Genomic DNA, 14,675 nt, shown 5'->3' on the forward strand with positions numbered 1-14,675 from the left:
ACGGCTAGGGGGCGCTGTCGCCGTCGGTGGCGGCCTGCGCCGCTGCCGCCGCATCGGCCGCCGCGGTGCCCGGCCGGTTGGCCGCAACCCACCGCTCGACGGTCCGCTGCGAGCCGGCCGTCACGGCGAGCGCCCCCGCCGGAACGTCCTTCCGAACAACCGTGCCCGCACCCGTGTACGCGCCGTCGCCAATCCTAACGGGGGCCACGAACACGTTGTGCGAGCCGGTGCGCACGTGTGAGCCGACGACGGTCTTGTGCTTGTTCACGCCGTCGTAGTTGGCGGTGATGGTGCCGGCCCCGATGTTCGAGCCCTCGCCGACAGTCGTGTCGCCGATGTACGACAGGTGCGGCACCTTCGATCCCGCGCCAAGCACGGCGTTCTTCGTCTCGACGAAGGTGCCGATCTTGCCGTCTTCCCCGACGACGGTGCCGGGGCGCAGGTATGAGAACGGCCCGACGGATGCGCGCGCTCCGATCACCGCGCTGGTCGCGTCGGTGCGCGCGACCTTCGCATCCGCCCCGACCTCGACGTCGGTGAGGGTCGAGTCGGGCCCGACCACGGCGCCGGAGCGCACCACGGTCGCACCGCGCAGCTGCACGTTCGGCAGCACCTCGCTGTCGGCCTCGAGGGTGACGCCGCGCTCGATCCAGGTGGTGGCCGGGTCGTGGATGGTGACGCCGGCCATCTGCCAGCCGCGCACGATGAGCGCGTTGAGGCGGGCGGCGGCTTCCTGTAGCTGCACGCGGTCGTTGACGCCCCCGACGAGCCACGCCTCCGCGACGGGAATCGCCGCGACCGTCGCGCCCTCGCCGCGCAGCACGCCGATGACGTCGGTGAGGTACTTCTCGGCCTGCGCGTTGTCGGTGGTGACGTGCGTGAGCGACCGGCGCAGCGCATCCGCGTTCACGACGTACGTGCCCGAGTTGATTTCGGTGACGGCGCGCTCGTCGTCGCTCGCGTCCTTGTGCTCGACGATGCGGTCGAGGGCGCCGTCGGATGCACGGATCACGCGCCCGTACCCCGTCGCGTCGTCGAGGTGCGCGCTCAAGACGGTCGCGGCGGCGTCGGCCGCGCGGTGGGCGGCGAGCAGCTCGGCGAGGGTGTCGGCGTCGAGCAGCGGAACGTCGCCCGAGACGATGAGCACGTCGCCGTCGAAGTCGGCGGGCAGAGCGTCGAGCGCGACCTCGGCGGCACGGCCGGTGCCGGGAATCTCGTCTTGGTTGACGATGTGCGCCTCGGGGGCGAGCTCGCTGATCGCCGCGGCCACCCGCTCGCGCTCGTGCCGCACGACGGCGACGACGTGCGCCGGCTCGAGCGCCTGGGCGGTGGCGAGAACGTGGCCGATGAGCGGGGTTCCGGCGATCGAGTGCAGCACCTTGGGGGTGCGGGACTTCATGCGGGTTCCGGCTCCGGCGGCGAGCACGATGACGGCGAGGCGCTGGTCGGTCATGCCATCCATTCTGTCAGCGCTCACCGCTCGCGTTCGCGAGATCGGCGTCGGTTGAGCTGCTCGCACTGACCGCCCGGCCCGCCCAGCTCAGTATTCGGGCTACGATGACCGTTTTGCCTCATGTGTGGTGATGGCACCGGCTGTACTGCAAGGAGAAGTGACGGCATGACGTCGGAAAAGATCTGGATGACGCTGGCGGCGCGCGAGCGACTCGAAGCCGAACTGGCCGAGTGCGAGGCCGTCGCCGAGCCGAGCAACGCGGTTGTCGTGCGGGCGCGCGAGCTTCGCGAGCTGCTGCGCAACGCCGTCGTGGGGCAGATGCCCGACGACGGGCTCGTCGAGCCGGGCATGATCGTGACGATCCGCTTCGACTCAGACGGCAGCGAGACCACCTTCCTGCTCGGCAGCCGCACGCTGAGCGAACTCGACTCGAGTCTCGAGATCGACGTGTATTCGCCGACGTCGCCGCTCGGCACGGCCATCAACGGCCACTATGTGGGCGACGCCGTCACCTTCGTCGCCCCCTCCGGCGAGCAACGCATCAGCATCCTCGCCACCGAACCCTTCAACTGACGACATGACACAGCCCCCTCCGCGCAGTCGCGGAGGGGGCTGTGTTCTGCGCGGGTACCGCTGCCCGAGCGGCGATGCCGGGCTAGCGAGACTTGCGTGGCTTCACGACGGTGGCCTGCGCCTTTTCTCGCTTCAGCTCGCGCTTTTCTTTGATCGTGAGCTTCGGCTCTTTTTTGGCCTGGGATGTTCGGGGCGATTTTCCTGACATGGTGTTTCACGCGTCCCTTCGTCAGCTGGCGTGTCTGGCCACCATAGCCAGGCCGCGGCGCACCTTTCTTGCCCCTGACCAGGGAAAACTGCGAGGAGCATCCGTTTTCGCAGGAAAGATGCGAGGGCCCAGAATCACGTTCAGAATCGGCCGCCGGGCGCGCTCACCGCGGGTCACGGACCCGTGTGATCTCCGGGCGGTCAACACTCGACGACGTTGACGGCGAGCCCGCCCTCGCTCGTCTCTTTGTACTTACTCGACATGTCGAGGCCGGTCTGCCGCATGGTTTCGACGACGGTGTCGAAGCTAATGCGGTGCGTGCCGTCGCCGTTCATGGCGAGGCGCGCGGCGGCGACCGCTTTGCCGGCGCCGATCGCGTTGCGCTCGATGCAGGGCAGCTGCACGAGGCCGGCGACCGGGTCGCAGGTGAGGCCGAGCGAGTGCTCCATGGCGATCTCGGCGGCGTTCTCGACCTGCTCGTTGCTGCCGCCGAGCAGGTGCGCGAAGCCGGCCGCGGCCATCGACGCGGCCGATCCGACCTCGCCCTGGCAGCCAGCCTCGGCGCCCGAGATCGACGCGTTCGACTTGATGAGCGCGCCGATCGCGCCGGCGACGAGCAGGAACTCCTCCTGCGCATGGGCCGGGTCGGCCGCCGCCTCGGGGATCACGTCGAGCGCGTGCCGCATCACCGCCGGGATGATGCCCGCCGCCCCGTTGGTCGGCGCCGTCACCACGCGCCCGCCGGCCGCGTTTTCTTCGTTGACGGCGATCGCGTACGCCTGCAGCCACTCGAGGCTCGTGTCGCGGGTGGGCGCGGCGTCGAGGCCGCGCAAGCGTTCGGCCATCTTCGCCGCGCGCCGGGTGACGAGCAGGCTGCCGGGCAGGACGCCCGACTCGCTGAGCCCCGCGTCGATGCAGGCGTTCATCGCCTCGGCGACGGCGGCAAGGCGGATACGCGTCTCGGCCTCTCCCCGGATCGCCTCCTCGTTCGCAGCCGCCAGCCCAGCGATGGTGAACTGGCGCTCGTGGCAGAGGGCGAGCAGCTCGACCATCGTCGCGAAGGGGTAGGGCACGCTCGGGCTCGCGGCGCGGGCGAGGGCGGCCGGGTCGTCTCCGTCGTGCTCGACGAAGCCGCCACCGACCGAGTAGTAGGTGTCGGCGCGCAGGGTTTCGCCGTCCGCGATGAGGGCCGTGAGGGTGAGTGCGTTGGGGTGGCGGGGCTTCAGTTCGCGCGGGGCGAAGCGAAGCCAGCCATTTTCGAGGTGGATGCGGTGCTCGCCTCGCAAGGTCAGCATCCCGTTATCAGCGTCTGCCGTCACGCGGGCGACGTCGTCGCGGGTGACGGTCTCGACGTCGTGGCCCGCGAGGCCGGCGAGGACGGCGCCGGGGGTTCCGTGGCCGACGCCGGTCGAGCCGAGAGACCCGAAGAGCACGCACTCAATGCGGTCGACCTGGGCGAGCATGCCGTCGGCGGCGAGGGCGTCGACGAAGGCGCGGGCGGCGCGCAGCGGGCCGACCGTGTGCGAGCTGGAGGGGCCGATGCCGACCCGGAACAGGTCGAGGGCGGAGATGTAGGTGCGCTCGGCCAGCGGGGTGGCGAGGGCGACGGGGATGCTCACGGCGGCTCCTGGGAACAAGCCGGGATGCGGCGCCACGGGTGGGGCGCGCAGGGCCCGGGCGGGCTCAGCGGCGCGCGCGGCCCCGTTGTGCGGACGCCGTCGAACCGCTTCGGCCATTGTGGCGCAGATCGTTGGTGGGCGCACGATTCGGGCGCACCGGCGGCCTCCCTCCAACGTTTCGACTACTGGTGTGAGAACGCTGTGTCGAACGACGCTTCCGGGGGTGCCCACAGGAGTGATCGGACAAAGCGCAGCGCCTCCCCAGCACCGTGAATTCGATCCATGCCGGCGTCTTCCCACTCGATCGAGATGGGCCCCGAGTAACCGATCGAACTCAGGGCGCGGAATGCGTCTTCCCACGGGACATCTCCGCGTCCAGTCGACACGAAGTCCCATCCGCGTCTGGGGTCGCCCCAGGGCAGGTGCGAGCCGAGAACACCAGCACGGCCATTGGCAGGTCGCAAACGTGTGTCCTTGCAGTCCACGTGGTAGATGCGGTCGCTGAAGTCGACGATGAATCCCACCGGATCGATGTTCTGCCACATCATGTGTGAGGGGTCCCAATTGAACCCGAAAGACTTCCTTCCCCCGAGAGCGTCAATTGCCTGAACAGAGGTCCAGTAGTCGTACGCGATCTCACCGGGGTGCACCTCATGCGCAAAGCGCACCCCCTCCGCTTCGAAGACATCGAGAATGGGGCCCCACCGTGCGGCGAAGTCTTCGTATCCCTTCTCAATAACGTCCTGCGGGACAGGCGGGAACATGGCAACGTAGGGCCAAATAGACGAGCCCGTGAACCCGACGACGGTGTCGACACCCAACTTCCGAGCCACGCGGGCTGCGCGCTTCATGTCCTCCGCAGCACGGAGTCGAACCCCTTCAGTGTCGCCATCGCCCCAGATGTAAGGGCGAAGGATCGCCTTGTGCCGGAAGTCGATGGGCGAATCGCACACTGCCTGACCAGCGAGATGATTCGAAATCGCGAAAACCTTCAGCCCGTAGCGCTCGAGAATGTCACGTCGTGACTGCACATAGCTCGCGTCGCTGTCCGCCCGCTCGAGATCGAGGTGATCTCCCGACGCTGCGATCTCCAGCCCGTCATAGCCCAGCTCCGCGGCAATCCGCGCAACGTCCTCAAACGGCAGATCTGCCCACTGGCCGGTAAACAGCGTTACGGAACGTGATGCTTCACTCATGCAGTCCTCCTTAGCGCCGAGACTTCAACGTCAACCCACTCGCCTGTCATCGACGAGGCAACGACGGCGTCCGTAATGAGAGCCGCCCGAACCCCGTCCGCAAAGGTCGGCAAGCCAGTGGCCGGCCCCCCGCGTACCGCTGACGCCACTTCACTCATCAGCAAAGTGAAAGAATCTTGATAACCTTGCGGGTGTCCAGACGGAACCATGATGTACGGCCCCACCGCGTTCGTGTCCACGCTGGTCTCGACCCCCTTTGGCACAAGTTGCATGCCGTGAGTGGTGCCAACCCCCAGATGATCGGGTGCCTCCTGGTCGAAGACGAATGACGTTCGGTCGCCGTCCAGTTCGATCCACAATCTGTTCTTTCGACCGCGACTCGCTTGCGAGACAACGAGACTTCCGGTGGCCCCCCGATCGGTCTCAAACAAGAGACTCGCTGCATCCTCGGTGTCAACGGGGACAAGGCCCTGAGGAGCCCATCTTTCGCTATGGAGCCGCGTGAGACGAGCCGTTAGCCGCGTAATCCGATGGCCGGTCATGAACTCGAACAGATCACACCAATGCACGCCAATGTCGGCAAAGGCCCGAGAGCGACCTTCGGCCACCCGCCAGTTGTAGTCTTCGCTGTCAGCAAGCCAATCCTGCAAATAGTGGCCATGAGCGAGCCAAACCCGCTCTCCGCTCGACGCCAGTCTGGCACGCGCTTCCCGCACGGTCGGGTAGTAGCGGTACACGAAAGGCACGACGTTGATCACTCCGGCGGACCGGGCGGCCCGCTCAAGACTGATCGCGTCCTGAGAGTTCAGCGCGAGGGGCTTCTCGCACACCACGTGCTTGCCCGCATCGATAGCCGCAGCCGCAAACTCGACATGGCTCGCATTCGGCGTACAGACGTGAATGACATCGATGTCCGGGTGCGCGATCAGCTCTGCGGGCGACAGTACCAAGGTGACGCCCGAGCGAGTCGCAGCGTCCTTGGTGCGGGAAGCGCTTCGTCCCGCGAGAGCGACGACCTCCCCCCCTGCCGCGCGAACGGCACGCGTGTGTACCGCACCCATGAATCCAGCGCCGATGATGCCGCTGCGAACAGGCTCCATGTCGATCACTTCTTCCGCGAGAGTGCGACGGCCGCGATGATGATCGCACCGCGAATCACCTGCTGTTGGGCCACATCAAGCCCAGCGAGAATGAGGCCGTTATTGACAAGTCCCATGAACAGTGAGCCGAAGAGCGTGCCAATGATGGCCCCTCGCCCACCAAACAGACTCGTCCCGCCCAGAATCACTGCGGCGATCACCGTCAACTCATCGCCCTGACCCCATTGGAAGCGACCGGACTCCAGTCGCCCCGCGTACAACATCCCGGCGAGCGCGGCCACGATTCCCGAGGTCAACAGCACGCTGAATTTGATGCGGGCGGTGCGAATACCCGTGTACGCAGCAGCTGTGGGATTGCCGCCCGTAGCCAAGACCCTCCGACCGTACGACGTGCGATTCATGACAACCCACCCCGTCGCCACGGCCAGCGCTGTCCAGACCAGAAGCCCAGGAATCGGGCCGAGATTACCCCCACCAAAGATTTGAACATACGTTGAATCGGTGATCGGTTGGGGCGCGGACCCCGTTATCCACTGCGCCAAGCCGGCGGCGAGGCCAAGCATGCCCAAGGTCACGAGGAATGACGGAACCCTGAGCCACGCGACGAGCGCGCCGTTGACCGCACCAATCGCCGCACCAGAAGCGAGTCCGGCGAGGACACCCGGTATGAGCCCGAAGTTCGTCACGGTGATTGCCGTGATCACCGAAGCGAGCCCGGCCACGGAACCGACACTCAAGTCGATCTCGGCGTTCGCGATGACGAAGGTCATCGCGACAGCCATGACGGAAATGGTGGCTGTTTGTCGAACGATGTTCAGCAGATTGTTGGTTGACAAGAACCCTGAATCGCCAAGCGTGATCGCAAACAAAATGAAGACCAGAATGAATGCCACATAGATGACATTTGAACGCCAGTCCATCCGAGCAAGGAAGCGCGTGACTGATGACTCGCCCGATTTCGGCGCACTTATACTCATGCTGCTACCCCTTGAATAATCAGTTGAAGTTGCTCTTCACTCTCGACTTCGGCACGTTTGATCTCTCGGTAAGTACGGCCAGCGCGGAGAATGACAATGCGATCCGATACAGCGAGAAGTTCTGGAAGCTCAGAGGAGATGAAGACCACTGAATTGCCGGCCGTCGCGTATTCACGAACAAGCTCGAGGATTTCTGTCTTGGTTCCGATATCGACACCCGCAGTCGGCTCGTCCATCACCAGCACACGAGGTGCTCGGTTGATCCACTTGGCGACAACAACCTTCTGCTGGTTTCCACCAGACAACAGACGAATGGGCGCGTTCGGGTCGTCCGCCTTGACCGAGTACTCCCGGATCAACTGCTGCGTTAGGCCCCTCGCCTTCTTGGGGCTGACGAGTGGGCCAACGCGAAGCGTGTCGATGACCGGAAGCACGAGGTTGTCGGACACGGAATGGTCGAGAACCAGACCCTGCTCCCGTCGGTCCTCGGGGATGAGTGCCATTCCAGCACGTTGGGCCGCTCGGGGGTTCGAGAAGGTGACCACCTCCCCATCGATGCGCAGCTCACCGCGCGTCGCCTTATCCATCCCGTACAGGACACGCGCGAACTCTGTTCTCCCGCTCCCCATCAGCCCTGCCAGACCCACGATCTCACCAGCTCGCACGGTCATATCGACCGACTCGAGAACGTGCTCGCTGGCGATCCCCGTGGCCGATAGGACAATCGGCGCGTCAGCGTCGTGTCCGCGGTCGCGATAGACAAGATCGCTCGCAAGCCGGCGGCCGATGATCGCTTCGATGATCTGGGGCGGAGTCAGGTCGCCCAAGACGTCACTGAGAACAACACGCCCATCGCGGAGAACAGTGATGCGATCCGCGATGCGTCGGATCTCATCCATCCGGTGGGAGATGTAGACGATCGCGATTCCGCGAGCTTTTAGCCGCTCGATGAGCGAGAACAGGTTCTCAACCTCGTGCCTGGCCAGGCTGGCTGTCGGCTCGTCCATGACCAGAACTTTTGCATTTCGTGACAGCGCCTTCGCGATCTCCACGAGCTGCCAGTACGCCGTTCCCAGACCACCGACATTCGATTTCGGGTCGAGCGAGACGCCCAGGTCGTCAAAGATTCGAGTCGCTTCCAGAATCGCCGCTCGATCATCAATGAGACCTAACCGACTACGACGCTCTCGATTAAGCGAAATGTTCTGCGCGACGGTCATGGAAGGAATCAAGCTGAATTCCTGAAAGACCATCCCGATGCCCGCGTCTTCGGCGTCGTTCGCACTTCGGATGATCGTCTCGTGGCCGTCCACTTCGATTGACCCTGAAGTGATCGGATACACGCCCTGGAGAATCTTCATGAGGGTCGACTTACCAGCGCCGTTTTCACCCGCGAGTGCGTGAACCTCGCCCGCGTAGATGTCAAGATCGACGCTCTTGAGCACTTGGACCGGGCCAAAGCTCTTCACGACGTTCCGCATACGAACGGTGGGAACTGGCTGCGATGTCGCGGCATGCTGGGTCATGACGCACGCTCATGTAAGGGCACGGTCACCCAGTTCCCGTTCCCGCCAGACTCGAGAATCGCCTCGTCCACAAGGGCCGTCTGGTAGCCGTCGGCGAAGTCGGGCCGGACAGAGCCGCCCTCGGCGATCGCCTTCATGAGCTCGTAGGCCTCGATGATCTTTGTCTCGCCATATCCGATGCCGAGGGCGGGAATCGGCCACAGCGCTTCGCCATATGGTGTTGCCGGCCCGGTGAAGACGGTGCGGAAACCACGGCGATCGGCGGGGTCGCTCTTGAAGACGACCTGGAGCTGGTCCCTATTTTCGTAGTTGAAGAGAATGCTGCCGTCGGTACCGTGAATTTCGAGCGAGATGTAGTTGTTGCGTCCCCACGCGTTACGGGTGGCCTCGATCGACCCCACCGCACCATTGTGGAACTTGACCAACGACATCGCCTCGTCATCGACGTCCACCTGACCGCGCGGGCCTTCTGACCGCGACGCGGCGCCGAGGGCATCGAACCCGCCCGTCTGCAACGGCCTGTCCTTGATGAAGGTCGACACAACCGAACTCACCTCAGAGATCTCGCCGACGAGGTAGCGAGCGAGATCAACAACGTGGGAACCAATGTCGCCCACAGCGCCCGAACCCGCGATCTTCTTCTGGAAACGCCAACTCAACGGAGAGTTGGGGTCCGCACTCCAATCCTGGAGGTAGGTTCCACGGAAGTTCAGAATCTCCCCGATCGCGCCCTCTTCGATGTACTTCTTCGCAAGAGCAATCGCCGGGGTGCGTCGATAGTTGAACGCGACAGCGTTCACGACTCCCGCCTTCTCGACAGCGTCAAGCATGCGCTTCGCATCGACAGCAGTTGGGGCGAGCGGCTTTTCGCAGATGACGTGCTTTCCTGCCTCCGCGGCCGCAATGGCGATCTCGGCGTGCATGTGGTTTGGCGTCGCGATGTCGATGAGATCGATGGCAGGGTCCGCCACCACGTCACGCCAAGACGATGAGTAGCTCTCCCAGCCGTACCGCTGGGCCGCGGTCGACGCGAGCTCGTCGGTGACATCCACGACCGTCTTGCGAACCGGTCGTGCCGGCGCTGGCCAAAAGAACATGGGTAGAGCGGCGTAGGCAAGCGAATGTGCCTTGCCCATAAAACCGCCACCGATGAGGGCAATGTTGACGTCGCGCATGTGGTTCTCCTTCGACAAAAGTGGTGCGGGGCGGTTCACGCGGTCGCATGAACCGCCCCGCTCAATTGGCTAGCGAGCGGCGAACGCATCCCGGACAGAAGCGGGGGCCTCTGAACCGTAGACCTTCTCCCAGGCCTCGAGCACGTTGTTGGCGTCAACCGGCAACGCGCTCACTGCGACGTACGCCGGGACCTCGACTCCCAGAATGCTGAGAGCGGCGAGGCGCGCCTCGGCGACTCCCTGATCGAACGGCAGCTGCGCCCCGAGTCCGACGACCATTTCATTGCGCGCGAGGGCAATTGCGACGTTCGTCCCGAGATCCTGTGTAGCGATCTTGATGTCCGTACGACCCGTCTCGCGTGCAGCGGCCAGCACACCCTCTGCGGGCACGTCCCACACAGCCCAGATGCCATCGAGATCAGCGTTCCGCGTGAGCATTGCGTTCGCAGCCGCCTGCGCATCACCTGCGAAGTCCGGTCCGGCAATGCCCTGCTCCTGGACGATCTCGATGCCGGGGAACTCCTCGGAGATCGTCGCCTTGAAGCCGTCGTAGCGCTGCTGTGTCACGAAGAAGTCTGCCTCGTGGTAGATGATTCCGATCTTGCCTTCACCGCCCAGCGCCCGCGCCAGCAGATACGCAGAAACGACACCGTTGCCGTAGTTGTCGGCGGAAACCATCGAGACGTAGTCCTCGCCCGGCACGAAACCGCTCGGAACGTTGTCCATGAAAACGATCTTCACGCCCTGTTCGGCGGCTCGACGGAATGCGCCAGCGGTCGCAACCGGATCCGTAGGAATCGAGATGATGATGTCGGGATTCTGAGCCAAGACGGTCTCGATATCGGCCACCTGTCTCGCGGGGTCGAAGTCTGCGTCAGTCGTGGCGATGACTTCGATTCCCAGACGCTCAAATTCCGCGTTGAGTCCGGCAATCTGGGCGTTCGCCCAGTCGTTTCCGCCATAGTGCATGACAATGGCAGCTCGGAGCCCCAGTTCCGACACCTCCGACACTTGTTCGTCGGTCATCTCGGTGACGGAAAATGGTGCTGGCTCCTCGCCGTTCGGGCCGACGCTCAGCACCTGACCCGTGATGTCAGCCAGTGCAGCATCGATTTGAGCCGCGATTTCCGGATCGATTTCAGTCGTTTCTCTCTCATCGCTCGGCGCACAACCGGCAAGCCCCACAAGGGTTGCAAGTGTGAGCGCCGCCAACGACGACCGTACGAACTTCTTCATGTCCTTTGCTCCTTTGCTGTTTGGACGTCCAAGTACTTGGACATTCGAATGTGCGGTGCGTATTAGTTGGCAAGACCGCGTTGCGCCAGGAAAGCCCTGCTTGTCTCTGCCGCGGCACGCTGATCGCCCGGATATCCGTCGAGCTCGATCGTGATCCAGTCGTCATACGAGGCGGCGGACATTGCATCGATAATCGAAGAGAAGTCAACGTCGCCCGAGCCGAGGGGCAGGAAGCCGCCCCGCTTGAGGTCAACGTCCTTGAGGTGGACGTACACAAGCCTGTCGGCGTAGCGGCGCATGACCGCGGCGGGATCAGATCCCGCGGCAGCGATGTGGGCGACGTCCGCACACAGACCGATGCTCGACGTTGCAAACAAGGCGTCAATGTGCTCACTCGTCTCGACCAGGCTTCCGAGATGAGGGTGATAGCTCGGAACCATGCCTTCCTCCCGAGCGCGGTCAGCGACGCGGTCGAGCAGGTCAGCCATGACGGCAAAATCTTCGGGCCGTCGACCGGAACTCCGGATCGAACCGCCGCCGATGACGTAGTGCCGGGCGCCAGCGCCGGCAGCAAGAGCGATCGAGCGCTCGAAACGCGCGAACTCATCCTCGTGGGCGTCGCGGTAGATGAAGTGACCACCCGAATAGACACCCGTCAACGACAGCCCGTAGTTCGACAGAGCACTTCTGAATGCAGAGAGGTCGTCCTCCATCGGAAGCAGATTGCCGTCGAAGAGTTCGACGCCGTCAAAACCGCTCTCTGCGATGACACGCAAAGTCGCCTCAATGTCACCGGGAGTGACGTAGAAGCCCGTCGGCAGGTCGGTCACTGCGCCGGGCGTTCCGACGACTCCGCCCCAGGCATTTGCTTCATAGGCAAGCTGCATATCTCGACTACCTCCTCGTAGTTCGGTTTTGAAACGGTACTACTTACGATACTCAAAAGTCAAATGTTGCCCTTCTTGTGCGCCCAACGCTCCTTTAGACTGCATTTCAACGGCGATAGTTGTACGTTGGTGAACCCGACGAGGAGTGCTTCATGACAACGACACAGGTAGTCGGCGCCGGCGACCTCTTCCAGGTGCTACGCGACGGGCGGCCGCGAACTCGTGCAGAACTCGTCCAGGAAACGGGCCTTGCCCGGACGACCGTCGTCGTCTGGATGAACGCATTGGCGGATCTCGGCCTGATCACCCCGGCCGGCACCGCTGCATCGTCAGGCGGACGCCCACCGAGTCGCTTCGTGTTCGATCCGCACGCTCAATTCATCCTTGGCATTGACCTCGGCGCCACCCACGGGACAATTGGCCTCACTGACCTCGACGGGAAAGTGATCGCCCGGCACCACGAGCAACTCGACATTGCGGCTGGCCCGACGATGATTCTGGATCAGGCACTCGACGCGGCGTCCAACCTGCTCAAGGCAAGGGCCACTGACCCTGGCCTCATCCTCGGTGTAGGCATCGGTGTCCCTGGTCCGGTCGAGCACTCGACGGGACGTCCGATACGGCCGCCGATCATGCCGGGATGGGACGGCTTCGACATTCCGAACTACGTGCGCAGACAATTCGACGTTCCCGTGCTCGTCGATAACGACGTGAACATACTGGCACTCGGCGAGCGCGCTACGGCCTGGCCTGATGTCGACGACCTCCTATTCATCAAGGTCTCGACGGGGATCGGTGCGGGCATCGTCGCGGGTGGCGTCCTCCAGCGTGGAGCCCAAGGAGCGGCAGGCGACATCGGGCACGTTCAAGTTCCCCACGGCCGCGGCGAAGATGATCTCGAGGCGACTGCGAGCGGCCCGGCAATCGCGCGTGAGCTCAGCGAGAGATTCGACGCACACCTCGACGCTGGTGACCTAGTGGACCGCATTCGGATCGGTGATCCTCACGCGGTAGAGGCCGCACGCGAGGCCGGAAGATCAATCGGCGAGGTAGCAGCGATCTGTGTGAGCATGTTGAACCCATCGACCGTTGTCGTGGGTGGACGGCTCGGAGTTGAAGTTCAGGAAATCATCGCGGGCGTCAGAGAGGTCGTCTACAGGCGGTCAATTCCGTTGGCCACTCAGCACCTCAGTATCGTCCCTGCCCAAGGGGGTGTGGACGCCGGCGTTCGGGGGGCCGCCCTCATGGTGATCGAAGATCAACTCTCAGCAATCGCCATCGACGATCGCCTGGCAACAACCAACCAAAGCCAAAGGTAGTGGCCCGGCGGCGGTGACGTGGGGGAGAGAAAGCGGATCGTGAGTGTCGCCATATCGACCCCCTGCTAGCAGTGCTAGCGCAGTGAAGCTTCCATGCAACGCCGTTGGCCGTCGTATCGCAGTGAGAGCGCAGGTGCGCTCGTCGTCGATCTAATCCCAGTCCCTGCCAGGGAAGAGCATCTGCACGGCCAACTCGCGCTCGTCTCGGGTGAGGTCGAGACCGTTCATGTCGACGACGACTTCGCCGTTTCGCAGGCTGTCTCCGCCAATCGCAAGGTGCCAGTACTCGGCCAACGAGCCGCCGCTAAATCGCATGAAGTTGCCCACGTCGGTGCGCCAGCCTTCGACGCAGTTCACCCGCCCTGACCCGGCGCCGCAGAGCCCTGGTGTGTCTTCAACCACAGACGTTGCGCCGCTGAAAGCGGCGAGCGAGTCGCCAAGAGTCTGTTGCGTGAACGTGAACGCACCAATGTACGAAAGCGCCCAGACGAGCAGACCGACGCCAAGGAGCCCCAGTGCTGCGGCCGCGGCGATCACGGCCGACAACCATCGCCGCGGCGACTGTGACGTGACCGCACTGTTCTGAACACTCGTCATTCGCGTCGTCGCTCCCCTCGATGCCCCACAACCGTGAGTCGCGAGCTACCCGAAGCATACGGAGGGCGAGAGCGAGAACTAGGTTTTCCTCACCGCAGAAGGTGGCTCCGCCCCCAGGATTCGAACCTGGACCTAACAGCTCCAAAGGCTGTCGTGCTGCCGTTACACCAAGGCGGAACGCGCGCCGAAAACGCGCGGTGACCAGTCTGCCAGAGGTGAGGCGGGCGTCCTGCCCTGCAACCGGGCGAGAACGCGGCGACGCGAGCACAGGCATCCGCCCACCGGCCGCCCGCGATAATGAACCCATGACCGCCCCGGATGACGTCGACCGCATCGTCGACGCGTGGAGCCGCGAGCGGCCCGACCTCGACTTCACTCCCCTGCACGTGCTGTCACGGCTGACTCGCATCGGCCGACAGCTCGACCGGGCGCGGAAAGACGCGTTCGCCGCTTCCGAGCTCGAACCATGGGAGTTCGACGTGCTCGCCGCCCTGCGCCGCAGCGGCGAACCCTACGAGCAGAGCCCCAAGCAGCTGCTGCAGCAGACCCTCGTCTCGTCCGGCACAATGACGAACCGCATCGACCGGCTCACCACCCGCGGCCTCGTCGAGCGGCGCACCGACCCGAACGACGGCCGCGGCATCATCGTGCGCATGACGCGCCTCGGGCAGGCGCGCGTCGACCGGGCCATCGGCGAACTCGTCGAACGCGAGCGGGCGATCCTCGAGGGGCTGAGCCCCGCCGACCAGCAGCGGCTCGCCGAACTGCTGCGCCGCCTCGGCGTCGGCATGCAGGGCGGGGCCTGAAAA

At 64.3% G+C, this 14,675-nt stretch carries 13 protein-coding genes and 1 tRNA gene; 3 read left to right on the forward strand and 11 right to left on the reverse strand.

The window, feature by feature from the left end:
* Window positions 1-4: 4 nt before the first annotated feature.
* Window positions 5-1,453 carry a bifunctional UDP-N-acetylglucosamine diphosphorylase/glucosamine-1-phosphate N-acetyltransferase GlmU gene (gene glmU / locus EV141_RS04185; RefSeq protein ID WP_130484684.1) on the reverse strand — a complete coding sequence of 483 codons (1,449 nt, stop codon included), beginning with the start codon at window positions 1,451-1,453 and terminating at the stop codon, window positions 5-7.
* Window positions 1,454-1,618: 165 nt separating this feature from the next.
* Here glmU and EV141_RS04190 point away from each other — a divergent pair, with 165 nt between their 5' ends.
* Complete coding sequence (locus EV141_RS04190; RefSeq protein WP_198675495.1) at window positions 1,619-2,026, forward strand: GreA/GreB family elongation factor; 408 nt, start codon at window positions 1,619-1,621, stop codon at window positions 2,024-2,026.
* 408 nt (window positions 2,027-2,434) lie between these two features.
* On the opposite strand, the gene EV141_RS04195 is transcribed toward EV141_RS04190, so the two are convergent.
* The 8 genes from EV141_RS04195 to EV141_RS04230 all read right to left on the reverse strand — a co-directional run bounded on the left by EV141_RS04195 (window position 2,435) and on the right by EV141_RS04230 (window position 11,950).
* On the reverse strand, window positions 2,435-3,853 hold the full coding sequence (locus tag EV141_RS04195; RefSeq protein ID WP_241968997.1) for an L-serine ammonia-lyase: 1,419 nt from the start codon (window positions 3,851-3,853) through the stop codon (window positions 2,435-2,437).
* Between the two features lie 182 nt (window positions 3,854-4,035).
* Window positions 4,036-5,049, reverse strand: coding sequence for a sugar phosphate isomerase/epimerase family protein (locus EV141_RS04200; protein ID WP_130484687.1), 1,014 nt, complete (start codon window positions 5,047-5,049; stop codon window positions 4,036-4,038).
* Entirely contained in the window at window positions 5,046-6,149 is a 1,104-nt protein-coding gene (locus EV141_RS04205; protein WP_130484866.1) for a Gfo/Idh/MocA family protein, read from the reverse strand. Before EV141_RS04205 ends, EV141_RS04200 begins: the two co-directional genes overlap by 4 nt.
* 5 nt (window positions 6,150-6,154) lie before the next feature.
* Window positions 6,155-7,069 carry an ABC transporter permease gene (locus tag EV141_RS04210; protein ID WP_241968999.1) on the reverse strand — a complete coding sequence of 305 codons (915 nt, stop codon included), beginning with the start codon at window positions 7,067-7,069 and terminating at the stop codon, window positions 6,155-6,157.
* Between the two features lie 53 nt (window positions 7,070-7,122).
* Complete coding sequence (locus EV141_RS04215) at window positions 7,123-8,652, reverse strand: sugar ABC transporter ATP-binding protein (protein WP_198675496.1); 1,530 nt, start codon at window positions 8,650-8,652, stop codon at window positions 7,123-7,125.
* Window positions 8,649-9,827: a levoglucosan dehydrogenase gene (locus EV141_RS04220; RefSeq protein WP_130484689.1), complete on the reverse strand. Its 1,179-nt coding sequence runs from the start codon at window positions 9,825-9,827 to the stop codon at window positions 8,649-8,651. The genes EV141_RS04215 and EV141_RS04220 overlap by 4 nt, the downstream gene beginning before the upstream one ends.
* A 69-nt stretch (window positions 9,828-9,896) precedes the next feature.
* Window positions 9,897-11,063 (reverse strand): substrate-binding domain-containing protein, encoded by a 1,167-nt coding sequence (locus EV141_RS04225; protein WP_130484690.1) that lies wholly within the window; start codon window positions 11,061-11,063, stop codon window positions 9,897-9,899.
* A 62-nt stretch (window positions 11,064-11,125) separates the two neighbouring features.
* Entirely contained in the window at window positions 11,126-11,950 is an 825-nt protein-coding gene (locus EV141_RS04230) for a sugar phosphate isomerase/epimerase family protein (protein WP_130484691.1), read from the reverse strand.
* A 152-nt stretch (window positions 11,951-12,102) separates the two neighbouring features.
* Here EV141_RS04230 and EV141_RS04235 point away from each other — a divergent pair, with 152 nt between their 5' ends.
* A complete protein-coding gene (locus tag EV141_RS04235; protein ID WP_130484692.1) occupies window positions 12,103-13,269 on the forward strand; it encodes an ROK family transcriptional regulator in 1,167 nt (388 codons plus the stop codon).
* Window positions 13,270-13,419: 150 nt separating this feature from the next.
* Here EV141_RS04235 and EV141_RS04240 read toward each other — a convergent pair whose 3' ends face one another.
* Window positions 13,420-13,806: a hypothetical protein gene (locus EV141_RS04240; protein ID WP_130484693.1), complete on the reverse strand. Its 387-nt coding sequence runs from the start codon at window positions 13,804-13,806 to the stop codon at window positions 13,420-13,422.
* A 162-nt stretch (window positions 13,807-13,968) separates the two neighbouring features.
* A tRNA-Gln gene (locus tag EV141_RS04245) sits at window positions 13,969-14,043 on the reverse strand.
* Between the two features lie 128 nt (window positions 14,044-14,171).
* Here EV141_RS04245 and EV141_RS04250 point away from each other — a divergent pair.
* Window positions 14,172-14,672, forward strand: a complete 501-nt coding sequence (locus EV141_RS04250) for a MarR family winged helix-turn-helix transcriptional regulator (RefSeq protein ID WP_130484694.1) — start codon at window positions 14,172-14,174, stop codon at window positions 14,670-14,672.
* The last annotated feature ends 3 nt before the right edge of the window (window positions 14,673-14,675 follow it).

The sequence above is a fragment of the Microcella putealis genome, assembly GCF_004216575.1.
Lineage (GTDB): Bacteria > Actinomycetota > Actinomycetes > Actinomycetales > Microbacteriaceae > Microcella > Microcella putealis.

What these genes read in the sequence shown, in the direction of transcription:
- glmU (WP_130484684.1), bottom strand. Translation starts at nt 1,453, where the DNA reads ATGACCGACCAGCGCCTCGCCGTCATCGTGCTCGCCGCCGGAGCCGGA.
- EV141_RS04190 (WP_198675495.1), top strand. Translation starts at nt 1,619, where the DNA reads ATGACGTCGGAAAAGATCTGGATGACGCTGGCGGCGCGCGAGCGACTC.
- EV141_RS04200 (WP_130484687.1), bottom strand. Translation starts at nt 5,049, where the DNA reads ATGAGTGAAGCATCACGTTCCGTAACGCTGTTTACCGGCCAGTGGGCA.
- EV141_RS04205 (WP_130484866.1), bottom strand. Translation starts at nt 6,149, where the DNA reads ATGGAGCCTGTTCGCAGCGGCATCATCGGCGCTGGATTCATGGGTGCG.
- EV141_RS04210 (WP_241968999.1), bottom strand. Translation starts at nt 7,069, where the DNA reads ATGGACTGGCGTTCAAATGTCATCTATGTGGCATTCATTCTGGTCTTC.
- EV141_RS04215 (WP_198675496.1), bottom strand. Translation starts at nt 8,652, where the DNA reads ATGACCCAGCATGCCGCGACATCGCAGCCAGTTCCCACCGTTCGTATG.
- EV141_RS04220 (WP_130484689.1), bottom strand. Translation starts at nt 9,827, where the DNA reads ATGCGCGACGTCAACATTGCCCTCATCGGTGGCGGTTTTATGGGCAAG.
- EV141_RS04225 (WP_130484690.1), bottom strand. Translation starts at nt 11,063, where the DNA reads ATGAAGAAGTTCGTACGGTCGTCGTTGGCGGCGCTCACACTTGCAACC.
- EV141_RS04230 (WP_130484691.1), bottom strand. Translation starts at nt 11,950, where the DNA reads ATGCAGCTTGCCTATGAAGCAAATGCCTGGGGCGGAGTCGTCGGAACG.
- EV141_RS04235 (WP_130484692.1), top strand. Translation starts at nt 12,103, where the DNA reads ATGACAACGACACAGGTAGTCGGCGCCGGCGACCTCTTCCAGGTGCTA.
- EV141_RS04250 (WP_130484694.1), top strand. Translation starts at nt 14,172, where the DNA reads ATGACCGCCCCGGATGACGTCGACCGCATCGTCGACGCGTGGAGCCGC.